Below are 24,573 nucleotides of genomic sequence, written 5' to 3'. Positions count from 1 at the left end.
AAATTTAACCATTTAACCCGGCAGTAGTACTTGGATAATTAATACAAAATTATTGATTTTTTTTCATAATTGTGTTAATGTATAATTAAGATTATTGGAATTAATTAAAGTTATTAATTAAAGTAAATTTAAGATTAATTAAGATTAGAAGTAAGCGATGTAGTGTGTAGTTTATTATGTGTAAGGGAGTTAGTGATGTATGTTGTTTCCATTTTTCAAAAACAATTATCTCAGCATTGATGTAGGGTTTAGAAATATCAAAGTTGTAGAAGTGGCAGTGAACAGAAATAATGAGGTTTATATTAAAAACTTTGGTATTGCACCTACACCATTGAACTGTATTAAAAACGGCGTAATAAAAAATGTAGATGCTGTATCAAGTGAGATAAGTAGAATAATACGGGAAAACAAAATGAAAGTTAAAAAATCTAAGATTGTCATGTCTGGAACAAGTATAATATCCAGAGTCTTTCTTGTTGAAAAAGTTAAAGGGAAAGATTTTGATACTATTGTTATGGACACTATTACAGACAAAATGCCTATCAACCCGAATGAACACAAAATAGACTACAAAATATTACAAGAGCTTAATGAGAATGGGAAAGAAATGGTAAAGGTATTTGTTACCGCTGTTAGGAAAAACATAATAAACAGTTACATAGACGTATTGTTCGAACTAGGCTTAAAACCAATCTCCGTTGACATCCCTGCTAACAGTACTGCCAAGTTTTTCAATAGAGATATAAAAGTTAATATTGATAATGTTAAATTCATGAATCCAAACAGAAAAGATCTCAATAAAGACGCTTTTGCAGTTATAGACTTTGGTTCAGAGACTACCATAATAAATATTTTGAGAAATAAGATATTAGAGTTTAATAAAGTAATACTTACAGGCAGCACAAATTTAGACGATGCAATTGCAAAAAATGCTCATAAATCCATAATTGAAGCAGAGAGATTAAAAAAGGCATACGGTATCAGTATTCCACCTCCCCATACTACAAATGAAGAACATGTAAAGGTATATAAAATTCTCAAAGAAGTGGTTGATAAACTATTAAACCAGATATATATGTGTTTGACTTTCTACGAAGCCAGATGTTATGGGGTAAAAGTCGGGAAAATTTTTATAATTGGCGGCGGCTCAATGCTTAAAGGATTAAGTGACTATATGGAGCAGGTATTGCAGATACCTGTATATCCGGTAGGACTATTAGATATAGATGGAATAGACATTAATAAAAATCTAAATAGTGAAAAGTTAAACTTCCTGGTAAATGCTGTTGGAATAACATTATGATAATATCCAGCGCTTATTTTTTACACATTATATTTTAATACGTATAAGATTTTGATAAATGAAATTGTTATAAAAAGTCTGACTTAGTCAGGCTTTTTTGTTGTGCATGCATTTTTAAAACATTACATTACAACTCCTTTACAACTTTATTAAAAACTAAATATACTACAGGAAAATTTAAAATCACGTCGAATTATGATAAATAAGGGAGAGTATAGTGATTTCAAAGAAATATTGACTTTTTAATAACTTTACAAGAGATAATTTTACAAAAGATAACAATCAGGAGGTTGGATTTATGTCTAAAAAAATATTCTTTGCTTATTTAATAAGCATAGTTTTAATTTTAACTCCTTTAAGGGCTTTTGCAAAAGAACTGTATTTAACTTATGACGGAGCAGTACATAAATACGTAGGAAATATTTACAGTTTAAAAGTAAACGGTGAAATAGTTGATTCTGACATACCTCCTATAATAATGAATGACCGTTCTTTAGTACCTGTGAGGGCAATATTTGAAAGTCTTGGTGCAGAAGTTCATTGGGACAGCAAAGAGAGAAAGGTTTTAGTGTCATACAGGGGTTCTGATGTTGAATTAACTATAGACAGTCACATTGCCATTGTAAATGGCAAAGAGACAGAGATGGAAGTACCTGCAAAGATAATAAATGACAGGACTATGGTTCCGTTGCGCTTTGTAGGGGAACAATTAAATATGAATGTGGGATTTGATAATGACAAAAAGGAAATTTCAATTGACAGCTACGATTTAGAAAATCTTGCAAATTTACAGAATGTAAAGCATATAAGAATTAATGAAAATGACAGAGTGACAATGTCTCTGGACAAAAATACAGATTATAGGATTTTGAGAGCTTCAAACCCTGAAAGAATAGTAGTTGATTTTCCCAACACTAAAATTTCCGGTTCAAAGGCAAATATAAAGCCAAACAGCAAATTAATAGGCTCAATATATTCTGAGCAGTTTGATGTTGGAACAGCCAGGGTGGTTTTAGATTTAATAGGGAATTCCCAGTATTCAGTGATGGAAAATGAGGAAAATTTGATACTAAATGTTACTCCTTATGAAGACAGGCATTTAGGTGAAAAAAACAAACTGAACATACTTTATATAAATGAGTCTGATTATGAATTGATACTAATACCTATAGAAAGCTACAAAGGATATAATGACTTTGTTTTAGAATCACCGGACAGGATTGTAATAGATATACCAAATGCTGTTGTAGATGAAAGCCTTGCAAGAACAGAGATAAATGGTACAATTGTTCAATCTGTAAGATGTGGTGAACCGGAAAAGAATATAGGCAGGGTTGTTATAGATACAATAAAAAAGCCTTACTATAAAATTATAGAAGATGACGGCCGGCTTGTAGTGTGTGTATCAGGCACTCCTATTACAGGAGAGTTGGCACTGAATATTCCTCCTGCAACCAGGGATGGGGGCAAGGAAAATGATGGTAAAAACTTTTTGATGGTTAACCATTATAACAGGGGCAATTATGAAGAAATCGAATTTAATGTAAATAAATACGAAAACTACAGTATTTATAAAGAAATAGAAAATAACAGGATTATAGTTGAAATCCCGGATGCACTGGCACCTGTAAAAGAGCAGGTTATTGAGGTGAAAAATGATTTAATTGAAGATATAAGTTATGTATCCTACAGTGATAAAGTTGCCAGGGCTTTTATCAATCTTAATGGTGCCTCTTTATATACGGTAAGTGAAGAAACCGGAAGATTTGTTTTGAAAATTACCTATCCTGACGGGGGCAGGTTAGAAGAAGATAAAGAAGAGGATGTGGAAAAAGAAGCAGGTGAAAATGTAGAGGAAGATGCAGGAAAAGATATAAAAGACGAAGGAAAGGATACGGAGGAAGATACAGAAGAGGACAAAGTTTGGGAATTTGATGAAAATGAAAAATCCTATTTGACAAACAGGGTAAGCGTGGTTTATGAAAGGGATCAAGGATACAATAAAGTTATGATAGGGTTTAGCAAAGGCTATGAAGATTATAGCGTATCGAAGCTTTCAAATCCTGAAAGGATTGTGATAGACATACCCAATGCATCTGCAGATAAGGATCAGAAGACAATCAGTGTTAACAGCAATTATATAAACACCATAAGGTATGCACAGTTTGAAGAGGGAATTGCAAGAGTAGTCATTGAAGTGCCTGCAGGTGTACAATACCGGGTTGAAGAGCTAAAGACAAGGCTGGATGTATATGTTACAAAGGCAAATATTAAAAATGTAAGCTATTATGGCAATATGGACAGGGTGCATTTTATACTGCAGGGGGCTAAACTTACAGAAGGCGGAAGTAATTTAAAGAGATTATACACCGGAAAGTATGATTTAAACGGCAAAAGATATACAATAACCTTCCCAAGCCATTTAGCTGACATTGGTACAGGTACTATAATTATAAAAGACGGCATTGTGGACAGCGTTAAAATAACAAAAGATACAACAAATAATCAGACAAGTATAGAATTTAACACCGAAGAAAAATATCATTTTGAAATAATTTATAGAGGAGATGTAAACAACACAGCTATCAATTTGTTAAAGCCTGCTTCAAAAGAAGACAGACTGGTTGTTATAGATGCCGGACATGGTGGAAGGGAGCCTGGTGCTGTACATGGCGGAATAGAAGAAAAGGATTTAAATTTAGATATAGCACTAAGATTAAATAAACTGTTAAAGGAACAAGGTGTTAAAACTTTCATGATTAGGGAAGATGACAGGTATGTGGGTTTATATGAAAGGGCTTATATTGCAAACAGCCTCAATGCTGCGTTGTTTTTAAGCATACACAACAATGCCTTTTATTCCAGCCACAAGGGTACAGAGACACTGTATTTCCCGCCAAAAGCCGGGGATACAGGATTTACCGGTAAAAGATTTGCAGAAATTATCCAGCATCATGTTGTAACCACTTTAAACACAAATAACAGAAAAATAATTGAAAGACCAAATCTTGTGGTGCTAAAGGCAACAACCATGCCGGCTGCGCTGGCGGAGATTGCTTTTATGACCAACCCTGATGATATGGCAAGATTAAAAACACCAGAATTCAGGCAAAAAGCAGCAGAGGCTCTTTGTAAGGCGGTATTACAGGCGTTGGATGAAATGGATTAATTTACACTCATAAAAAAGAGGCATTTAAGCCTCTTTTTTGTGGTAAAATTTAAGGATAAAAACATATTATCAGATTAAAAAGTATAATTTAAAAAATATTATAGTTGTGTTATTATATATTTTATATTAATCAATGTAATAAAATATTAATAGAAAGGTTGTGTTATTGTGGCTGTATTAGTTACAGGCGGGGCAGGGTATATAGGAAGTCATACTGTTTTAGAACTAATTGAAAAAAATGAAGAAGTTATAGTGGTGGATAATTTAGAAAAAGGCCACAAAAAAGCGGTATTAGGAGGCAAATTAATAGTTGGCGATTTAAGAGATATGGATTTTATAAGGAGTGTTTTTAAAAATAACAATATAGAGGCGGTTATACATTTTGCCGCTTATATTGAAGTGGGTGAAAGCGTTAAGGATCCATTAAAATATTACAACAATAATGTTGTTGCCACCTTAAACCTTTTAACTGCCATGAAAGAAGCAGGGGTGGATAAAATTGTATTTTCATCAACTGCAGCAACATATGGTGAACCTGAGAATATCCCGATACAGGAAACAGATAAGACATTTCCAACAAACCCTTACGGAGAGACGAAATTAGCCGTTGAGAAAGCGTTAAAATGGGCTGATAAAGCCTATGGAATAAAACACATTATATTAAGGTATTTTAATGCCAGCGGAGCCCATGAAAGCGGCAAAATAGGCGAGGACCACAATCCGGAGACTCATCTTATTCCATTGGTTATTCAGGTGGCATTGGGAAAAAGAGAATCAATTAAAATATTTGGAAATGATTATAATACCCCGGATGGAACATGTGTAAGGGACTATATTCATGTTTCAGACCTTGCACAAGCACATGTTTTAGCCCTTGAGAAGCTTAGAAAAGACGGTGAAAGCGATGTTTATAATTTAGGAAACGGGAAAGGCTTTTCAGTAAAAGAAGTGATAAATGTTGTAAGAAAAGTTACCGGACATTCCATAAAAGCCGATGATTCTCCAAGAAGACCGGGGGATCCTGCAGTTTTGGTAGCATCTTCAGAAAAAATTAAAAGGGAATTAGGATGGGTACCTAAAATGAATGACTTGGAGAAAATAGTGGAAACAGCATGGAACTGGCACAAAAATAATATTAATGGATTTGACGATAAATAAAAATTATATTATCCTCATTATTTGTCTATACTTACAGTAGAATACATTTTAATACGTAAGGAGTAGATAATTAATGAGAAAATTTATAAGTATTATTGTTTTTACAGCGTTAATTTTTTTAAATGCATGTGAGATACCGGTGGATAATATTACAGATAATGGTAAGGAATTTGAATACATAGGAGAAGAGGATGAAATATTTGATACATATGTTTCTCCATATTCTGACTTAGAGGAAGATGAGTATGCAGAAATGGAAGAAGAAAGAGAAGATGAGGACGGGGAAGAGGATAAGGAAGAAAAAAATCATGAAGAAATTCAAGATCAGGAATTAAGTGAGTATGAAAATGAATATGTGAGAATAACAGCCTACTACAGGGACAGTGACAATACTGTTGTGCCGGTTACTAGAAAAATCAAAAGGCAGGAGGGCATAGCCAGGGCTGTTGTAGAGAGTATGATTAAAAATGATGAAAACGACGATGCCCTAAAGCCTTATAAATTATGTGCTTTGTTACCTGAAGGTACTGAGATTTTAGGAATGAATATAAAAGATAGTACTGTAATTGTAGATTTTAATGAAAAGTTTTTAGAGTATGAGGATAAAACCGAGGAAGTAAATGCCATTTCTTCCATTGTGTACTCTTTAACAGAATTTAATAATATAAATGATGTTAAAATACTTGTGGAAGGAAGAGAAAAAGATATACTTAAATATGGAACTGATATTTCCGGCCTTTTAAACAGAAAGAATGTTTTGATTAATTCAAAAAGACTTAATGTTGAAGATAAAGTGGAAAAAGTTGATGTGTATTTGTATAAAAATGAAGGCGGGGAAATTGATTATTTAGTTCCAATGTCTTTTGAATATATAGGATTATCAAGAGAGGAAATATGCAGTGAAATTGTAAGGCTTCTTGGGAGAAATTATGATGACAAAAAGATGTTTTCCTGCCTGCCTCCGGGTGTTAGTCTAATAGACAGCAAATTAGAAGAAAACACCCTTATATTGAATTTTAACGGTGAGATTAGGAATTATGGCGGGTCTTCCAGGGAAGAAGCAATATTAAACCAAATTTTATATAGTATGAAACAATTTGAAGGTGTTGAAAAAGTAAAGATAATAATTGAAGGAAAAGAAGGGAAGCTTCCTGAAGGAACAGATACTTCAAGGGGTATCCCAATTTTAAACAAAATAAATGAAGTATAATGTTATAGAAAGGTTGGGGAAATATTGAGAGTTGATGGAAGAGGTCAAAGTGATTTAAGACCGGTTAAAATTACAAGGAATTTTACCAAACATGCAGAAGGTTCAGTTTTAATTGAAATGGGGGATACAAGGGTTATATGTACTGCTACAGTTGATGACAAGGTGCCTCCGTTTAAGAAAAATACCGGAGAAGGCTGGGTCACAGCAGAATATTCCATGCTTCCCAGGGCAACGGCCTGCAGGAACCCGAGGGATATTAACAAACTGAGGCTTTCAGGCAGAAGCCATGAAATACAGAGGCTTATAGGAAGGTCTCTAAGGTCTGTTGTAAACTTTAATATCCTTGGGGAAAGGGTTATAATTATAGACTGTGATGTAATACAGGCTGACGGGGGAACCAGAACAGCAGCCATAACCGGTGGTTTTGTAGCTTTGGTTGATGCGTGTAAAAAGCTTAAAGATGAAGGATTAATAGAAAAAATACCTATAACGGATTTTTTAGCGGCTGTAAGTGTGGGCATTGTTGAGGACACTGAAATGCTGGATTTATGTTTTGAGGAAGATTCAGCCGCCCAGACTGACATGAATGTGGTGATGACTGAAAAGGGTGAGTTTATAGAAGTTCAGGCTACAGCTGAAGAAAATCCCTTTAAAAAAGAACAGCTGGATAAGCTTTTAGCTTTGGCTGAAAAGGGTATAAAGGAGCTGATAGCCATTCAAAAAGAGGCATTAGGAAATATATCAAGTGAGGTAGGGGGAGTTAGTAAAGATGAAAAAATTTGTTGTGGCGACCAAGAACCAGGGGAAGCTTAAAGAGATACAGGAAATATTGGCTAAACTTCCCTTTAGGGTAGTGTCTATGGTGGATGAAGGTATAACAGAGGATATTGAGGAAAACGGCACTACTTTTGAGGAAAATGCACTGATAAAGGCCAGGGAAGTACATAAAATGACCGGTGAAATAGTTATGGCAGATGATTCAGGTCTTGAGGTGGATTATTTAGACGGGGCTCCGGGTGTTTATTCCTCCAGGTTTGCAGGAGAAAATGCAAGTGATGAGGACAGGAATAATAAATTACTGGAACTTTTAAAAGATGTGGCCTATGAAGACAGAAAAGCAAGGTTTGTATGCGTTATTGCTGTGGTATTGCCTGATGGTGATGAATTTACCGTAAGAGGTACCTGTGAAGGGTATATAGGTTTTAAACCGGAAGGGAAAAACGGATTTGGATATGACCCGTTATTTTATGTACCGGAATTTAATATGACCACGGCACAAATGGAACCGGAGCAGAAGCATAAAATAAGCCATAGGGGAAAGGCATTGAGATTGATGGCAGAGGAGCTCAAAAAAAGAATTCAAATTTAGAATATTTATAAAATTCTTAAATCTAGATATAAAGTAAGAGTAAGTAGTAAAAAAATTTATAAAAAATTAAAAAATGCAGTTGACAAATTGATTTAATGCTTGTATAATATAAAAAGTCAGCGCAAAGCTGGACAAAACTTAATATATTGCGGGTGTAGTTCAATGGTAGAACATCAGCCTTCCAAGCTGACTGCGAGGGTTCGATTCCCTTCACCCGCTCCACTTATCTGCCCGTAGCTCAGCTGGATAGAGCAACGGACTTCTAATCCGTAGGTCGGACGTTCGAATCGTCTCGGGCAGGCCAATAATAAGTTAGGTAAAACTCGGTTTATAAGGCCGAGTTTTTTGTATGTATATTTGTTTATTCTTTAAAGTAATTATAATTATAAAAAGAAAAAATTCAAATTTATAGGTTGATATGGTATAATGGGATAGTATAAAAAATTTTAATTTAGTTATAAGGGGGATAGACTTGGAGATAATAATAATTTTTCTTTTTCTGTGTTTTACAGTTAAATTTATTGCATTTCTGATGGCTCCTAACATCAGCAAAACCAAATTTATACGAAAAGCAAATAATGTTGATGTTTCAGAAGTTCAAGGGTATAAGCATAAAATGTCTGCTGTACCGTATTTAAATCGCTTACCTGAGGTTATATTTTGTATAGAATCTGATAATAGCCTTTGTGCTCCTTAAGGTTGAGAATATTGTAGATATAGCTTATTTCATTTTTCTGATTGTTTATTTGGTGTATTTGTTTATAAGGTTGGTTATTCATTACCCTCGTATTTACATCAGCTTTAGGGAGAATACGGTATATTATTGTAATGGAAAAAGATTAACTTCTTTTCAAATTGATGATATTGATAGTATTTCATTTCATAAGTACGACAAAACTGAAAAGCTTAATTTATTATTTAGACGTAGATGGGGACTTGGTTATAGATTGCGATATAGATATATTGTTTTATCTTTCAGGACCAAAGTTTTAGAATGCCAAAGGTTAAACTTTATAAACGAATTGTTTAACTTGTCTGTCCGTTTAAAAGGTTTACAACCATATACTTATGAGCTGGAACTTGATATATTCAATTTTGAGTATCCCCATGAAGTTTTTGCTCTGCTGAGCCAAAATGTGTATGTACCAGTATATTAGTAGCCGGGATGAGGGTATTTTTTTTATTAAAGAACGGATAATTTTTTTTGGTTAGCTAGGAAAGTAAAAACTTCAATTATATAGATAAATGTGGTATTATGAGAAAAAATGATTTAATTTTAAGAGGGGGGGTATAGACATGGAGTTTGCAGCGATAACATTTATTGGTGTTTTATTGATTAAATTATTTTTATTTTTAGTATCTCCTAATTTAAGCATAAATAAATTTTTGAAAAAGGCTGATGAAGTGGATATTTCATCTGTTAGGGAGTGTTCCTATGGGATGTCTGCTTTTCCCTGCTTAAATCGTTTAACTGATATTATGATTTATATGTTATTGCCAATGGGTGCTATGTTTGATGGAGATACGGATATAGCGCTGGCCTATCTTATCTTATTTTCTCCGCTAATAGTGCATTCACTTATAAGGATGATTGTTCATTATCCATGCGCATATATTAAGTTTAGCGGAAATACGGTGTATTATTGTAATGGGAAAAGAACTACTTCTTTTAAAATTGATGATATTGAAAGTATTTTATTTCGAAAATATGACAAAAGCAGTAATTATAGGCGGCGCTATGATGGCCGAAGATATGAACCTCCAAGATTTCGCTATCAATATGCAATTTTATGTTTCCGTACACTGGTTTTAGAATGTCAGAGGTTGAATTTTGTAAATGAAATAAATCAATTTTTTTCTTCATATAAGAATCAAAAACGGTATAATTATCAGTTGGAGTTTGATATATTCAATTTTGAGTGTTCCCATGAAATTTTTGCCCTGCTGAGCCAAAATGTCTATGTTCCGATTCCAGTAGAATAGTTACCAAGACAAGAGAATTTTCTCATTGTCTTGGCTAATAATTTTTTAAATAAAATTCCTTATATCCTTTCCCTCTCTTCATAGTGAGTGTGAAGAAGTCTATGGGCAGTTTTGCCAAAAGGATTACCTAAATATTCTTCATAGAGCTTAAGTATTTCTGCATTTTCATGGGATTTTCTATACCTTTTACTGCGGTCTTCCCTGTATATAGCTTCTTGTCTTTTTTTAACTATTTCAAAGTTGCCATGATGATACGGTTGGCCGCCTCCTGCAATGCATCCTCCGGGACAGGCCATAATTTCAATTACATCATATTGGCTTTTTCCTTCCCGTATTTCCTCCAACAGGGTGCGGGCATTTCCAAGTCCACTTGCAATTCCTATTTTAAGTTCTCTGTCCCCTATCTGCACAGTAGCTTTTCTAAGGCCGTCACTGCCTCTTAACTGGTGGAATTCAACATTTTCAAGTTCTTTTCCTGTAATCCACTCATAGGCTGTACGTATTGCTGCTTCCACCACTCCGCCGGTAGTTCCAAATATTACAGAGGCACCTGTTGTTTCCCCTAAAGGTCTGTCAAACTGGCTTTCAGGTAAATCTTCAAATTTAATGCCGGCTTCCTTTATCATCAGCCCAAGTTCCCTTGTTGTAACCACAATGTCAACATTGTTGTGATTGTCCTTGGTAAGCTCGGGACGTTTGGCTTCAGCTTTTTTTGCTATACATGGCATTACAGACACCACTACAATATTGTCAGGGTCAATTTTATTTTTTTCTGCATAATATGTTTTGGCAATGGTGCCAAACATTATATGGGGAGACTTGCATGTGGACGGGACTTCTAAAAGCTCAGGAAACTGGTGCTCTATAAATTTAATCCATGCAGGGCAGCAGCTGGTGAGCATTGGAAGGGTTTTGTTATTTTGTATACGGTAAATAAGTTCCGAAGCTTCCTCCATTATGGTAAGATCAGCCCCGAAATCGGTATCAAAAACAGCATCAAATCCCATTCTTTTAAGTGCTGTTACCATTTTTCCCGTTACAATGGTACCGGGTTCCATACCAAATAACTCGCCTAAAGCAACCCGTATTGCAGGAGCAGTCTGGACGACTACATGTTTGTTAGGGTCATTTAAAGCTTCCCATACTTTGTCTATATGATTTACTTCAGTAAGGGCTGCCGTAGGGCAAACCTGGACGCATTGTCCGCAGTAGGTGCAGGATGATTCAACCATAGGTATATTAAATGCAGGACCTACAAAGGAATTAAAACCCCTGCCTATGCCTGACAGTATCCCGCAGGTTTGGACTTCATTGCACATGGTTTCACAGCGCCTGCAGTAGATACATTTATTGGAATCTTTTACTATGGCGTCACTGGACATATCCTTTGGATAGTTCATCCGTTCCCCTTCCCAGCGTATTTCTCTTACACCCAGTTCTGCCGCTAAAGACTGGAGCTCACAGTTTGTATTTTTAGGGCATGTAAAGCATTCATTTGGATGGTTGGATAGTAGAAGTTCCACCGCCATTCTTCTTGCAGTTATAGCCCTTAACGTATCGGTGCGCACCGCCATTCCGTCGGTTATTTTTGTTACACATGAGGGTACCAGCTTATTTCTGTTGCTTGTTGAATCTACAAGTTCAACCATGCACACCCGGCAGGAGGCTGTTTGGTTTACCATTTTTATATCATGTAAATCCAAGTGGCATAAAGTAGGTATTTTTACCCCGGCCCGGCCGGCAGCTTCCAGTATAGTGATGCCTTCAGGAAATTGCAGTTCCTGGTCATTTATCGTAACTTTTAACATTTTTTTATTGTTTGTATTTTGGTTTTTGAGCATTATTCCACCTCCCTTTTAGCCTTAAGATTTAATTGCTGTTTTATTTTCTGCTTTATACTTTCCTTCTCCCTGCGGAGTGTCTATATCTTTTATAAAGGCCAGATACTCATCCCAAAAGTACTTCATTGTGCTTATAACAGGGTTTGGTGCTGTTTGTCCAAGGCCGCAAAGGGAACTGTCTTTAATCATGTATGCCAGCTGTTTCATGGCGTCCAGGTCAGCCATGGTGGCTTTTCCGTCGGTTATTTTATTTAACATTTCATAAAGGCGTTTTGTCCCAATCCGGCAGGGTGTACATCTTCCGCAGGACTCGTCCATGGTAAACTCAAGGTAGAATTTTGCAATGTCTACCATATTATCCGTCTCATCCATAACAATCATTCCCCCGGATCCCATCATTGAACCAATACTTGCCAGGCTGTCATAGTCAATGGGGGTATCCAGTTCATTTTCTGTAATAACACCACCTGAAGGGCCACCTGTTTGAACGGCTTTAAATTTTTTTCCTCCCTGTATTCCTCCGCCGATATCATAAATGATTTCCCTTAAAGTAATTCCCATTGGAACTTCCACAAGTCCCACATTATTAATCTTTCCTGCTAAGGCAAAAACCTTTGTTCCTTTGCTGTTTTCAGTACCAATGGAACAAAACCAGTCTGCACCCTTTGCTATAATTGGTGGGATGTTTGAGAGGGTTTCAACATTGTTTACACAGGTAGGGTACCCCCAATACCCTTCTTCGGCAGGGTATGGCGGTTTGTAATTAGGTTCTCCCCTTTTGCCTTCACATGAATTTATAAGGGCGGTTTCTTCACCGCATACAAAGGCGCCGGCACCGTATTTTATATCAATGTCAAAACTAAAATCCGAGTCAAAAATATTTTTTCCTAAAAGACCCAGCTCTCTTGCTTGTGTTAATGCTGTTTTAAGGCGTTTTATTGCAAGGGGGTACTCGGCACGGATGTAAATAATTCCTTTTTCTGCACCAATTGCATAGCCCCCTATTGCCATTGCTTCTATTACACTATGGGGATCGCCTTCTAAAATGCTTCTATCCATAAAGGCTCCCGGATCCCCTTCATCGGCATTGCATACAATAAATTTCACAGGGTTTTTTTGTTTTTTTGCTATTTCCCATTTTATGCCTGTAGGAAATCCACCGCCGCCACGGCCCCGGAGTTTTGATTTTTTAATTGTTTCTATTACTTTATCCCTGGACATCTTTGTTATAGCTTTACCTAATGCTTCATATCCTCCTAAAGCTATGTATTCATAGATGTCCTCAGGATTTATAAGCCCGCAGTTTCTCAATGCTATACGCAGTTGTTTTTTATAAAAGGGTATATTTTCTTGAATATCAATTTTTTTCTTTTCAAAAGGCTCTTTATACAGAAGTCTTTCAACCTTCCTGCCTTTTATGATATGCTCATCTATAATATCTTTGGCGTCTTTTGGATTGACACGGACATAAAACACATTTTCAGGTTCTATTTTTACTATTGGTCCCTGTTCACAGAAGCCAAAGCAGCCGGTTTTAATAACTTTTGCCTCTTTTTCATAGCCCCTGGCTTTAAGTATGAGTTCTAGGTTTCTTTGCACCTTTTCAGATTCGCTTGCCAAACAGCCTGTACCACCGCAGACAAGAATATTTGTGCGGGTTATTGACATTTTTAGCCTCCTTTATATCAATGTTTTTTCTTTTGAATTAAAATTTTACAAAAAACTACAAATTATATTCTTTCAAAATCCACTTTAAGTACTAAATTTTCCACAGGTTTTCCCTGTTTTATATGACTGTTTACTATTTGTGGTACTTTGTCTTTTTTTATATTTCCATATAGTACAGGTGCATGTCCTGGTATATTTACCTGTACAATAGGTTCTGAGTGGCAGTACCCAATGCATCCCACTGCTATAATTTTTACATTGTCAATTTTATTTATAGATATTTCCTCTGCAAAGGCATTAAGGGTTTCTCTTGCACCGGAGGAGATGCCACAGGTTGCCATTCCAATAAGTATTTCAATTTTATCCTCTTTGCCTTCGCCGGTATTTCTTAAACGTATTTTATTCTCATGCTCTTTGCGTATTTTTTCAAGTTCCTCCAATGATTTTATTTTCATACTACACCTTCCTTAATTTTTAGTTTCTTTATTTCTGTAGGACTTTAAAATATTATCTAAGTCTTCTTCTTTTACGCGCCCATATACTTTGTCATCCACCATAACAACAGGGGCAAGTCCACATGCTCCAACGCACCTTACGTCTTTTAGGGTAAATACCCCGTCTTCTGTAACTTCGTTGGACTCAATACCTAGTTTTTCTTTTAGTCTTTCAAGAATTTTATCTGCCCCCCTTACATAGCAGGCGGTTCCCATGCACACACTGATGGTGTGTTTTCCTCTTGGTTTTGTAGTAAAGTACGAGTAGAAGCTTACCACTCCAAAAACTTCTGCACCCGGAATTCCCAGCTTTCTTGCTACATAAAGCTGCACATCCCTTGGAAGGTAACCAAATATTTCTTGGGCTTTGTGAAGTATTTCAACTAATGCTCCTTTGGTGGTTTTTAATCCATCAATAAATGTTTCAAGCTCATTAAATTTTTCTTCAGGAAAGTTTTCGCCTACAGGCTTAGTTACGCTAATGGTCTGGGGTTTTGTCAAAATCCTCACCATCCCTTTTTAATTTTAAAATGCTAAAGCATTAAAATTGTAGTCCTATATAATATTTCCTTATTAGTACAGTTTATTACTAAAGCACATTAAAATATAAAAATATTAAACTCATACACAAGAAAGCATTAAGACCTTTACACATTTACCACAAAAGGGAATATCAGGTGATGTTTTTCGCATTTTTTAAAAAATAAAGAAGGAAATTTGACATTGGCGTAGAATATATTATTATAAGATAGTGAAAAAAATAACAAGGTGAATAAATATTTAAAACTCATTTCATAGCGAAGGTGAATAGATGATTAGAATTCTTTTCGTAACATAAACACTTATTAAAATTTAAATGCCAAATGTATCCCAGGTAAGAAAAATTAAAAAAGTCTAATTATTATTGTATTTAGAAGTTATGCAAACCGTTAGCTAAGGTGTGATATTGGTTTCGTTTGCTAAAATCATGTTATTTTATGGACTTAAAAGATTAATATATTAAAAAACCAATATCTTACCAGGAATTATAATGTTTATTGGGCAGGGCAGTGACTTTGTCACTGATATAATAAATAAAACCGCTGCACAAGGAGGTGAAATGGGATGTCTGAAACGCTGCAAACCAAATCATTGGTTCAGCAGAAGGAAACTTATAAGAATAAGTTTTTGACATTTACCATTGGAAAGGAGTCTTATGTAATGGAAATCATGTACGTTAGAAAAATAAAAAAATGAGGAATTTTTGCAGCGCAATATAAAAAATCAAGGAGGATTATATGATGAGCTGGTTTTATAATTTAAAAATATCGGCAAAACTTATTATTGGATTTTTACTAGTTGCAGAGTGATTGCAGGGATAGTTGGCATTGTTGGCTTGGTAAATGTGAATAATATGAGTGAGGCAGATGTGCTTTTGTATGAAGATAATACATTGGGTATCCAGCATATAAGCGATGCTGCTTTGCAGTTTTTAAGGATGAGATTTAATGCCAGCAGGCTTCTTTTGTTTGAAGGTGATAAAAAAGGTCAGGATGAAAGTATAGAAAAAATTAAGAATAACAAAACAAATGCAGAAGAATACTTTAAAATGTATGAAGGAGTAATTACAGATGCTGCAGACCAGAAGGTCTATGAAGAGTTAAAATCAAAATGGGAAAAATATAATACTTTAATTCAAGAAGAAATTGAACTTGTGCTATCCGGGCAAACGGCGGAGGCAAAGGAATTATTGCTTACAGAAGTAGCCAGCGCCGGAGACTCATTACGTGAATCCTTTGAAAGTTTGATCCACTATAATTCAGAAAGTGCAAAAGAAAGGATAGAGCAAAACACAAAAATTGCCAGAACTGCTGCAACCACCATGATTTTTGTAGCAATTATTGGAATAATATTAGCGATTTTCTTAGGAATGTTTATATCCCGTAGCATAAGCATACCTATAAATGAAATGGTTGATGCTGCAGAGAAACTTGCAGTAGGGGATGTAGAAGTGGATATTGAAGCTAAAACTAAAGATGAAGTTGGAAGTTTAGCGCAATCTTTTAGAAAAATGATTGAGAATATCCGTGAGCAAGCTTATGCAGTGGAAAAAATTGCAGCCGGTGATTTGACGGTGGAATTAAAAATTAAATCTGACAAGGATATACTTGGAATGAAGCTAAACGAAATGATTGAAAAAAACAATGAACTTCTTGGAAGTATTAATGCTGCGGCAGAACAGGTAGCAAGCAGTGCAAGACAGATATCAGATTCAAGTGTACAGCTTTCAGAAAGTTCTGCAGAACAGGCAAGTACAGTAGAAGAGCTAACTTCATCTCTTGAAGAAGTGTCTACGCAGACAAGACATAATGCGGAAAATGCAAATGAAGCAAATGTGCTGGCAGAGACTATCAGAGAAAATGCGCAACAGGGAAGTGAACAGATGGCTGATATGCTTAAAGCAATGGAAGAGATAAATAGTTCTTCTTCTGATATATCCAGAATTATAAAGGTAATTGATGAAATAGCCTTTCAGACTAATATTCTAGCACTAAATGCAGCAGTTGAAGCAGCAAGGGCAGGACAGCATGGCAAAGGTTTTGCTGTTGTAGCAGAAGAAGTTCGAAATCTTGCCGCAAGGTCTGCTAATGCAGCAAAGGAAACTACCGAGCTTATTGAAGGCTCAATTAAGAGAACTGAAAATGGCACAAAAATAGCTAAAGAAACAGCAGAATCCCTTAACAAAATAGTGGAAGGCGTTAAAAAGGCAGCTGCTTTAATTAGTGATATAGACGTTGCTTCTAATGAACAAGCTGCAGCCATTGAGCAGATAAATCAAGGAATTATACAAGTGTCACAAGTTATACAGGCTAATTCCGCTACATCTGAAGAAAGTGCAGCTGCAAGTGAAGAACTTAGCAGCCAGGCTGATCTCTTAAGAGATTCTGTACGTAGATATAAGTTGAAAAATACTGCTTCTTCATCCATTAGATACAATGAAATAAGTCCTGAGATTATAAAGATGATCAAAGAAAATGCTGAAAGCAAAAAACAAAATACTGTTGAGAGTATGAAAGAAGAAAACCCAATAGGCATGTTGGATATCAACTGGGATTATAAGGAAAAATCAAAAAATAATAATTTAAAAAGTTAATTGACGGCACATAAAAGACACACGGAGAAAAAGGAGTATAAAACATATTATACTCCTTTTCCTCTTTTATTTATATTTCAGAGGAAGGTGTGCAATTACTTCAGTATTTGATATAGGTAAAAATGTGGGAGCTTTTTTTATTGATATAAAAGTTCCCATTAGCAATATAAACAAAATTGTAAGCACAAGAAAAACAATTGAGCGTACAATATGTTTTTTTTGAATGGTTATAAAGTAAACAGATTTCATATGAAAAACCTTCCTTTTTAGATAAATCATTTTATAATATCTATTCATATAAATTTTAAAATAGAATTAAAATTTAAGATGAATTTTAAAATACTTGAATAAAAAAACAATAACAGGTTAATACTTTAATTGACCTCACTAATTGACCTCACTAAAATACATTTTAACCCCCTAATTAAATGCCCTTAGTCTAGTTACTGGGGCATTTATTTTTTCTTTCATTAACACTTCTATAATGGTATAATATACAAAGGACTTAAGGTTATTGGAGGGATATATCATTATACTCAGTGATTTGGCAAAAAGGGTAATAACTTTGCCTCAGGAAAATTCTAAAGTGATTTTAAAAGGTCCTACCGGAAGCGGCAAATCCACTTTACTATTGGAAAGGTACAAATACATGGTATCAGAACTTAAAATCCCCAGTGAAAAGATACTCATACTCCTTTTAAACAGAACCCAGTCATTAGAGTGGAGAACAAAAACGGTGCTTGAGCATTCCGGAGCTATTTTAAGGACTTCTTACTATGGGTTTATACAGGAGGAAATTAAAACCTATTACCCTCTTTTATTAAAAAATTGCCATGAAATAAAAAATAAAAATGTAAAACCGGTGTTTTTGACCTTTGAGGCAGCCCAGTTTTTAGTGTCTATAGTTATTGAGTGGAGAAGACAAAACAAAGGGGCTTTTGAAGGTGTAACCTCTTTTACAGACCGGCTTGCAATTGACCTTACATCAAACCTGGTAAGGGCTGCTATTTCAGATATTCCATATGATGAGATAGGAAAGAGGCTGTATTCTGCTTTGGAAAAAAAAGATGAACTAAAAAGAAATATATATATTGAAGCGGACGATATTTTAAAAAGATATAGAAAACGCTGTATGGAGCTTGGAATATTTGACTTTGGAATGGCTGTAGAACTTTACAATAAATACCTTCTAAAAAATCCTGTATATAAAGAACAGTTATTTAAAAGAATTGAACATCTTATTGTGGACAATATAGAAGAATGTGTTCCTACAGAAGTTGATTTTATAAATATGCTTTTGCCAAATCTTAAAACATGTCTTTTAGGATACAATCATGAGGGTGGTTACGGGGAAGCTTTTGGCAGCAATCATGAATACACAAAAAGAGAGCTGATAGACAAATTAGATACCATTGAATTACAGGAATGTTATACATGTAAGGAGTTTATGACTGAGTTTTCAAATATGTTGTTTGACAATATAAAGAACGGAAAAACCAACAAATTCAAATCAAGACCTGAAATTGAAAGGGTTCCTCCTTTTGAACTTAGAAGTGAGATGCTTGAAAATATAGGAGAGAGAATAATACATCTTATTGAAGAAGAAGGCTACAATCCCTCAGATATAGTTGTCATTTCCAACTATGCAGACCCGGTTACAGAGTTTGTTATAGCAAGGGCTTTAGAGAAGAGAGGGTATGAAATAAAAAATCTTTCAAGAAAGAGCAGGGTTATAGACAATCCCTTTACACAAGGTTTAATAACTTTAGCCCAGCTGTGTCACCCTGCATACGGTTTTATGCCGGGAAGGGATGATGTTAAATCCCTTATAAGAGTGCTTTTAAAAATTGATCCTGTAAGAAGCTCTATACTTGCAGGAGAGGTATTAAGCCAAAGACCCTTTGCCCGTTTTCCTGATATAGAGTTTCCGGGGCTTGTGGAGAGAGTGGGCTATTATAATGTTGAAAAATATGAATGTATTAAAAATTGGATAGAAGAATACAGGAAAAGAGAAGAGCCTCTTAAGATACATGAATTTTTTCAAAGGGTTTTTTTGGAGATACTTATTTCAGAGGAAATGTCACAAAATGACATTCTTGAAGCCAAAAAGCTTATTGACAGTGCCCAGTCTTTTGTAGATGTGGTTTCAAGATTTAATAGAAATGCCAGCAAGGATTTTTTAGATGTGGTAAGAAGAGGGATAAAGTCAGCAGAAAGCATATTTGAACTTGAAGAAAAGCTTAGCGGTAATTTTGTTCTTTTATCAACGCCGGTAGCCTATCTTGCAAGTTCTCTACAAAGCAAAGTGACTATTATTACAAGTCTTAGCAGCAGCAACTGGACGCCAAGGAGCATAAAGGAAATAACAAATTTGCATGTACTTACAAAGACGTGGAATCCTGAGGATATTTATACAGAAGATATTGAAGAAGAAAATCAAAAACGCTACCTGGCGGTTTTAATGAGGTCAATATTAAAAAGATGTGGTGAAAAGCTTATAACTTTTGAATCTGTACTGTCTGCCAACGGATATGAAAATGACGGCATACTGTCAGAATATTTTGATGAGATTATTGTATCAGGCGGAAAATAGTTTTAAATTGCAAATTGTACTTATATAAGGTTATAATAGCTTAAGGAAAATAAATTTTTAAGTGATAAAGAGAGGGTGATAAAGTGTTATTGGGAATTTTACTTATACTATTTGGATTTTTTATGATATTTCTTCCTAAAATTTTGTCTAAGGCTTCAGAGAAGATGGAACATTATAAATTTGAAGAACCGTCTATGGCTAAGGCAATAGTAACATATGTAGGCGGTGTTATTTGTATTGTTGTAGGAATTTTAAATATAATATTTCAAAAATAAGTTATATTAAGAATCCACCTATTACTTGCAAGTGGATTCTTACAATATATCGTGTTAATTTTTGAATTGCAGTTATTTATTGCATTACAGCATTGTTGTTTAATTGCCTTGCCGGCGGTACTTAAAGTTTATCTTTTTCTAAAACGTGAAGTGTATATTTATTTGAATTTTCTTCGTATGTTATGTAATAGAGATTTCCGCTGCTTTGTCCCCATGCGGATGAAATGCAGTATGCATCCTCTGATGAGGACAAAGTTTTGCTTGTTTTATTTTTTAAATCATATAGTTTTAAATCCACAGGTGACGTGCCTGTCTGATAAGTAAACTTACTGCCGTCCGGGGAGGGTGAAATGTTGCACATTGTATCTTTTTCATATATTTCTGTCTCCTCCAGGATGTTTCCTTCTTTGTCAAGTATCACAAGAACCTGGTTTGTGTTTTTAAGTTCTTTGTATGAACACAGGATACCAATATTGTGCCCAAAGTATGCAAGACCGTTGTATACCCATGCACCGCTGGGAGTAAAGGGTAGTTCTGTTTTACGGTAAGTTTCATTTTTTAAGTCTATTTCCATTAAAATATTTGTTTCAGTTTTACCGGTTTGTTCACTTAAGTTGCCGCATAATACAAGTATTTTATCGGATTTATAAGAAATGAGGGAAACATACTCGTCAATTTCTATGTCCATGTCTTCTAATAAATCGCCGCTTTCATTTTTATCTATATGGTAATATTTTAATTTTCCCTTTTCATTTGCGCTGTTAGTGTTGTAAAAAACAGTATTTCCGCTGTCTGATAAAAAAAGCTTGGTAGTTTCTGGTATATTCTTCTAAAGTAATTTCATATTCATTGTCCTTTGTACATAATAAATAGCTACCGCTCATATTAAACAGAAGTTTATCGTTAGAACTTATTAAATCCAGGTATTCTTTGTTTTTTGTTATTTCAACTTGCTTAACATAATGGGCATCCTGTGAAGTATTTGAAGCATTATTACATGAAACGAGACTCATTAGGGCAATTATCAAACCAATTATAATGATTTTTTTCATTATTTGCGACCTCTTTTCCTTTTCTGCAAATTATCAAAATGTAGCTTTACAAACATTATAAACAATATATTAATAAATTGTCAATTTTTTTAAAAAAGTTTTATGAATGTTGCAAAATACCTCATGTTATTTTCATGTTATAATGTATACAGACGGATGCATGTATTTTAAAACAGGGCTTTGGAGGGGGACTATGGGACTTAGAAAAGGTCAAAAAGAGCTGGTGGAGCAGTACCGGGGCGGATATTGTGCAATACCTGCCATCCCCGGAGGGGGGAAAACATATTCCCTTACCCAGTGGGCGGTTGAGATGATAAGTAAGGGCTTACACAGACCGGGAAAGATACTTATTGTTACATATATGAACAGTGCCGTTAATAATTTTAAGCAAAGAATTGCGGCAGAACTTCAAAAAAGAGGAATTTTAGGGACAAAGGATTATTTTGTATCCACAATACACGGCCTTTGCCTTCAGATAATAAAAGAAAAACCTGACCTTGTCATTACCAATGAGGAGTTTGAAGTAATAGACGGTGTTGAAAAAATACATTTGATTTCAAGTGCCATTGATGAATGGAAAAGGCATAATGACAGGGAATTTAAATTGTATTTAGACATAGATGGTATATCTGCAGGAAAAGGACAGGAAATTTATAAAAATTGGCACGACAGACTCTGCAATATTATGCTTTCTGCCATAAGCAATTTTAAAGTACGGGGGATAACTTCAAGGGATGCAAGGAAATTATGCAAAAACATTCCAAAAGACTCTATACTGAACTGGGCATGCCGGATATATGAAATATATGACAGAAAGCTTAAAATAGGCGGGTATTTAGATTTTGATGATATGCTTTATAATGCAAAAAAAATGCTTATGGAAGACAGGCATCTTTTAGAAAAATACCAAAGAACATATTCTTTTGTATGTGAAGATGAAGCTCAGGATTCTAATTACATTCAAAGTGAAATATTAAAAATGATAGCAAATGGCAATCTTCTAAGGGTAGGGGACAGTAATCAGGCTATATGCAGTACCTTTAGCAACAGTGATTTCACCCTTTTTAAAAGCTTTTGTGAAGACCCTTCCACAACTGTGTATAGAATTACCCAGTCCAGCAGAAATACAAAGGATATAATTGATTTGGCAAACTATTTTGTAAGGTATGTAAGAGAAAGCCATCCTGTTTCAGACTGCCGGGAAAGTCTTCTTCCCCAGTACATAGAACCAGTTGATGAAAATGATGATATGCCAAATCCTAAAACAGACGAATACGGAATAAAAGCTGCCATATTTGATTCATGGGAAGAAGAGGCCGGGGCTGTTGTAAACAGGGCTTCTTATATGCAAAAAAAACATCCGGATAAAACCATTGCAATTTTAGTGCCCAGTACCTGGAGAATGAAAATAATTTTAGATATGTTAGATGACAGAAAAATACCTTATGAGCACCTTGAAAATACATCAAGTGAAAAAAATGAGGCCATCAGAAAACTTGGGCGGGTTATAGATTTTATTGCCATGCCTGAAAGCGGTGAAAAGCTTTTTAATATGCTGGATGAGTGTTTTCTGCCTGACTCCTATGATGAGGATATTGGAAGCATTGAAGACCTAGGGGAGGCCGGAGTGACAGGGGAAACAAAAGAAAAAGAAGAGTTGGAAGAAGAAAAAAACGTTGATGGAAGTAAAAAAGCAGACCAAAAGAAAATTCTTAAGAATTTTTTAAAAAGATACCCTGTGGAAAAACTTCTCTACCCGATGGCAGGGGAGATTGAAATTTCGGAAATACCAAAGGAGCTTTTAAAAAGTGATATATGGGCGGATTTTACAGAGAATATGGAAACAATAAGGGAACTTTTAGAATTTCCCGGCACCATTGTGGAAAAACTTATTTTATTTATATCTGAAAAACTAAAATTTGGAAGAGAGGAGAGGGCAATAGCCCAGAAGGTTGCAGGGGATGTGAGATATCTTATGAACCAGGATCCCCGCTGGAAGCTTAGCGACCTTGCATTGGAACTTTTAAATCCTAAAAACAGGTTTAACTTTTTTGCAGGGGTGGTATGGGAATTAAAAGGCTATGAACCAAAGCCGGGACAGGTTACCCTGGCAACTTATCATAAATCAAAGGGTCTTGAGTGGGATATAGTGTTTTTAACCGGCATTAATAACTGGGAATTCCCTGTAACATTAGAGGATAAATTTGTAGGAGAATATTGGTTTTTAAAGGATGAGTTTAAAAACCCCCAGGCTATACTAAAATCAGAAATGGAAAGAGTTTTAAAAAAAGGGGACGGAAAAGACCGGGCATTAAAATCAAAAATTGAGACAATTTCAGAAAGGGCAAGGCTTTTATATGTGGGAATTACCCGGGCAAAGAAGTATTTGTTTTTGTCATCACACCAATATAATGTGGGAAAGAGAAATGAAGTGCTTCCCTCAAATTATATATTAGAACTTAAAAAATACATAGAGGAGGTGGAGGGTAAAAGATGAAGGATTTAAGGTTTGCAGACTATTTTTTATTTACCCAGCACTCCCTTACAACATTTGAAAAATGTCCTTTGAAGTTTAAAAAAAGGTATTTGGAAAATTTAAAATGGGACAATTATTTAGGAGAAGAAATCAGAAAAAGGCTTGAAATGGGAAACAACTTTCATCTTATGGCATACAGGTATTTTCAAGGTATAGACCCGGGGATTACAGAGGACGTGGAAGGATATGAGGAACTGGATAGCTGGATTACTTCTCTTATGAGAAACTTTAAAAAGGATGAGAAAAAAAGGTATCTTCCGGAGTATAAACTCAGAATGTCCAAAGGAATTTTAAGGCTTGAGGCAAATTATGATTTGATTATTATAGACGGGGACAATGTTGAAATATGGGACTGGAAAACACGTGTTAAAGATAGGGAGAATACTAAAAGAGACGAGAACTTTCAGAGAATAAGGCTTGAAAGAAGTCTTCAGACGGTGGTTTATCTCTATGTTTTAAAAGAGGGAATAAAGCTTTTGACACAAAAAGAAATACCATGGGAAAATATAAGTATGTACTACTGGCAGCCTGAGCCAAAAAAAATGCTGGCAGAAATAAACTACAGCGATAAAATGCACTTAGACTTTGAAAGACAGCTAAAGGACAAAATTCAAAGAATATTAGAGTACGATTACTCAAATTTTGATAAAACTTTATACAAAAAAAGCTGTACATACTGTGAATTTAATTGGTTTTGTAATAATGAAAAAATTGATTATAAGAAGATGGAAGAGCATGAAGACTTTTTAGATGAGCTAGCGTGGGATGATATTGAGGAGTTGATTTAAA

General features: G+C 35.0%; 20 protein-coding genes and 2 tRNA genes. 16 read left to right on the top strand and 6 right to left on the bottom strand.

Features of this window, described 5'->3' with window-relative positions:
- Window positions 1–199: 199 nt before the first annotated feature.
- The 10 genes from pilM to HVS_RS11460 all read left to right on the top strand — a co-directional run bounded on the left by pilM (window position 200) and on the right by HVS_RS11460 (window position 10,192).
- A complete protein-coding gene (gene pilM / locus HVS_RS11505) occupies window positions 200–1,303 on the top strand; it encodes a type IV pilus assembly protein PilM (protein ID WP_101302516.1) in 1,104 nt (367 codons plus the stop codon).
- Window positions 1,304–1,601: 298 nt separating this feature from the next.
- Window positions 1,602–4,472, top strand: a complete 2,871-nt coding sequence (locus HVS_RS11500) for an N-acetylmuramoyl-L-alanine amidase (RefSeq protein WP_101302514.1) — start codon at window positions 1,602–1,604, stop codon at window positions 4,470–4,472.
- 168 nt (window positions 4,473–4,640) lie between these two features.
- Entirely contained in the window at window positions 4,641–5,630 is a 990-nt protein-coding gene (gene galE / locus HVS_RS11495; protein WP_101302512.1) for a UDP-glucose 4-epimerase GalE, read from the top strand.
- A gap of 73 nt (window positions 5,631–5,703) precedes the next feature.
- Complete coding sequence (locus tag HVS_RS11490) at window positions 5,704–6,840, top strand: GerMN domain-containing protein (RefSeq protein ID WP_101302509.1); 1,137 nt, start codon at window positions 5,704–5,706, stop codon at window positions 6,838–6,840.
- A gap of 21 nt (window positions 6,841–6,861) precedes the next feature.
- Window positions 6,862–7,653, top strand: a complete 792-nt coding sequence (gene rph, locus HVS_RS11485; protein WP_101302507.1) for a ribonuclease PH — start codon at window positions 6,862–6,864, stop codon at window positions 7,651–7,653.
- Complete coding sequence (locus HVS_RS11480) at window positions 7,610–8,209, top strand: XTP/dITP diphosphatase (RefSeq protein WP_101302505.1); 600 nt, start codon at window positions 7,610–7,612, stop codon at window positions 8,207–8,209. The genes rph and HVS_RS11480 overlap by 44 nt, the downstream gene beginning before the upstream one ends.
- A gap of 148 nt (window positions 8,210–8,357) precedes the next feature.
- Window positions 8,358–8,431 (top strand) — tRNA-Gly (locus tag HVS_RS11475).
- 5 nt (window positions 8,432–8,436) lie between these two features.
- Window positions 8,437–8,513: transfer RNA gene (locus tag HVS_RS11470), tRNA-Arg, on the top strand.
- Between the two features lie 168 nt (window positions 8,514–8,681).
- Complete coding sequence (locus HVS_RS11465) at window positions 8,682–8,906, top strand: hypothetical protein (RefSeq protein WP_101302503.1); 225 nt, start codon at window positions 8,682–8,684, stop codon at window positions 8,904–8,906.
- Between the two features lie 599 nt (window positions 8,907–9,505).
- Window positions 9,506–10,192, top strand: a complete 687-nt coding sequence (locus HVS_RS11460; RefSeq protein ID WP_101302501.1) for a hypothetical protein — start codon at window positions 9,506–9,508, stop codon at window positions 10,190–10,192.
- Window positions 10,193–10,251: 59 nt separating this feature from the next.
- On the opposite strand, the gene HVS_RS11455 is transcribed toward HVS_RS11460, so the two are convergent.
- From HVS_RS11455 to HVS_RS11440, 4 genes are all read right to left on the bottom strand, one after another.
- The gene (locus HVS_RS11455) at window positions 10,252–12,033 is read right to left on the bottom strand and encodes an NADH-dependent [FeFe] hydrogenase, group A6 (RefSeq protein ID WP_101302499.1); all 1,782 of its coding nucleotides are present in this window, start codon (window positions 12,031–12,033) and stop codon (window positions 10,252–10,254) included.
- Between the two features lie 21 nt (window positions 12,034–12,054).
- Complete coding sequence (gene nuoF, locus HVS_RS11450; protein WP_101302496.1) at window positions 12,055–13,701, bottom strand: NADH-quinone oxidoreductase subunit NuoF; 1,647 nt, start codon at window positions 13,699–13,701, stop codon at window positions 12,055–12,057.
- Window positions 13,702–13,763: 62 nt separating this feature from the next.
- The gene (locus tag HVS_RS11445) at window positions 13,764–14,156 is read right to left on the bottom strand and encodes a (2Fe-2S) ferredoxin domain-containing protein (RefSeq protein WP_101302493.1); all 393 of its coding nucleotides are present in this window, start codon (window positions 14,154–14,156) and stop codon (window positions 13,764–13,766) included.
- A gap of 12 nt (window positions 14,157–14,168) precedes the next feature.
- A complete protein-coding gene (locus tag HVS_RS11440; protein WP_101302491.1) occupies window positions 14,169–14,696 on the bottom strand; it encodes an NADH-quinone oxidoreductase subunit NuoE family protein in 528 nt (175 codons plus the stop codon).
- A 603-nt stretch (window positions 14,697–15,299) separates the two neighbouring features.
- On the opposite strand from HVS_RS11440, the gene HVS_RS17555 reads away from it, so the two are divergent.
- The 4 genes from HVS_RS17555 (at window position 15,300) to HVS_RS11420 (ending at window position 20,196) form a co-directional block, all read left to right on the top strand.
- Window positions 15,300–15,431, top strand: coding sequence for a hypothetical protein (locus HVS_RS17555; protein ID WP_268876591.1), 132 nt, complete (start codon window positions 15,300–15,302; stop codon window positions 15,429–15,431).
- Between the two features lie 148 nt (window positions 15,432–15,579).
- A complete protein-coding gene (locus HVS_RS11435) occupies window positions 15,580–17,328 on the top strand; it encodes a methyl-accepting chemotaxis protein (protein WP_242971551.1) in 1,749 nt (582 codons plus the stop codon).
- A 514-nt stretch (window positions 17,329–17,842) separates the two neighbouring features.
- A complete protein-coding gene (locus HVS_RS11425) occupies window positions 17,843–19,921 on the top strand; it encodes a UvrD-helicase domain-containing protein (RefSeq protein ID WP_235827699.1) in 2,079 nt (692 codons plus the stop codon).
- An 83-nt stretch (window positions 19,922–20,004) separates the two neighbouring features.
- Complete coding sequence (locus HVS_RS11420) at window positions 20,005–20,196, top strand: DUF6199 family natural product biosynthesis protein (RefSeq protein ID WP_101302484.1); 192 nt, start codon at window positions 20,005–20,007, stop codon at window positions 20,194–20,196.
- 121 nt (window positions 20,197–20,317) lie between these two features.
- Here HVS_RS11420 and HVS_RS11415 read toward each other — a convergent pair whose 3' ends face one another.
- Complete coding sequence (locus HVS_RS11415) at window positions 20,318–20,884, bottom strand: hypothetical protein (RefSeq protein ID WP_101302482.1); 567 nt, start codon at window positions 20,882–20,884, stop codon at window positions 20,318–20,320.
- Window positions 20,885–20,957: 73 nt separating this feature from the next.
- Window positions 20,958–21,248 (bottom strand): hypothetical protein, encoded by a 291-nt coding sequence (locus HVS_RS11410; protein ID WP_101302480.1) that lies wholly within the window; start codon window positions 21,246–21,248, stop codon window positions 20,958–20,960.
- A gap of 193 nt (window positions 21,249–21,441) precedes the next feature.
- Between HVS_RS11410 and HVS_RS11405 the strand changes: the two genes are divergently transcribed.
- Together HVS_RS11405 and HVS_RS11400 are read left to right on the top strand one after the other, a co-directional pair.
- Entirely contained in the window at window positions 21,442–23,745 is a 2,304-nt protein-coding gene (locus HVS_RS11405) for an ATP-dependent helicase (RefSeq protein WP_101302478.1), read from the top strand.
- A complete protein-coding gene (locus tag HVS_RS11400; protein WP_101302476.1) occupies window positions 23,742–24,572 on the top strand; it encodes a PD-(D/E)XK nuclease family protein in 831 nt (276 codons plus the stop codon). The genes HVS_RS11405 and HVS_RS11400 overlap by 4 nt, the downstream gene beginning before the upstream one ends.
- The last annotated feature ends 1 nt before the right edge of the window (window position 24,573 follow it).

The sequence above is a fragment of the Acetivibrio saccincola genome (assembly GCF_002844395.1).
GTDB classification, from domain to species: domain Bacteria; phylum Bacillota; class Clostridia; order Acetivibrionales; family Acetivibrionaceae; genus Herbivorax; species Herbivorax saccincola.
The sequence above is the reverse complement of the archived record's forward strand: the minus strand, read 5'-3'. Positions and strand labels throughout refer to the sequence as shown.

Excerpts from the sequence above, each read along its gene's own strand:
- pilM (WP_101302516.1), top strand. The coding sequence starts at position 200 with ATGTTGTTTCCATTTTTCAAAAACAATTATCTCAGCATTGATGTAGGG.
- HVS_RS11500 (WP_101302514.1), top strand. The coding sequence starts at position 1,602 with ATGTCTAAAAAAATATTCTTTGCTTATTTAATAAGCATAGTTTTAATT.
- HVS_RS11490 (WP_101302509.1), top strand. The coding sequence starts at position 5,704 with ATGAGAAAATTTATAAGTATTATTGTTTTTACAGCGTTAATTTTTTTA.
- HVS_RS11480 (WP_101302505.1), top strand. The coding sequence starts at position 7,610 with ATGAAAAAATTTGTTGTGGCGACCAAGAACCAGGGGAAGCTTAAAGAG.
- HVS_RS11460 (WP_101302501.1), top strand. The coding sequence starts at position 9,506 with ATGGAGTTTGCAGCGATAACATTTATTGGTGTTTTATTGATTAAATTA.
- HVS_RS11455 (WP_101302499.1), bottom strand. The coding sequence starts at position 12,033 with ATGCTCAAAAACCAAAATACAAACAATAAAAAAATGTTAAAAGTTACG.
- nuoF (WP_101302496.1), bottom strand. The coding sequence starts at position 13,701 with ATGTCAATAACCCGCACAAATATTCTTGTCTGCGGTGGTACAGGCTGT.
- HVS_RS11445 (WP_101302493.1), bottom strand. The coding sequence starts at position 14,156 with ATGAAAATAAAATCATTGGAGGAACTTGAAAAAATACGCAAAGAGCAT.
- HVS_RS17555 (WP_268876591.1), top strand. The coding sequence starts at position 15,300 with ATGTCTGAAACGCTGCAAACCAAATCATTGGTTCAGCAGAAGGAAACT.
- HVS_RS11415 (WP_101302482.1), bottom strand. The coding sequence starts at position 20,884 with ATGGACATAGAAATTGACGAGTATGTTTCCCTCATTTCTTATAAATCC.
- HVS_RS11410 (WP_101302480.1), bottom strand. The coding sequence starts at position 21,248 with ATGAAAAAAATCATTATAATTGGTTTGATAATTGCCCTAATGAGTCTC.
- HVS_RS11405 (WP_101302478.1), top strand. The coding sequence starts at position 21,442 with ATGGGACTTAGAAAAGGTCAAAAAGAGCTGGTGGAGCAGTACCGGGGC.
- HVS_RS11400 (WP_101302476.1), top strand. The coding sequence starts at position 23,742 with ATGAAGGATTTAAGGTTTGCAGACTATTTTTTATTTACCCAGCACTCC.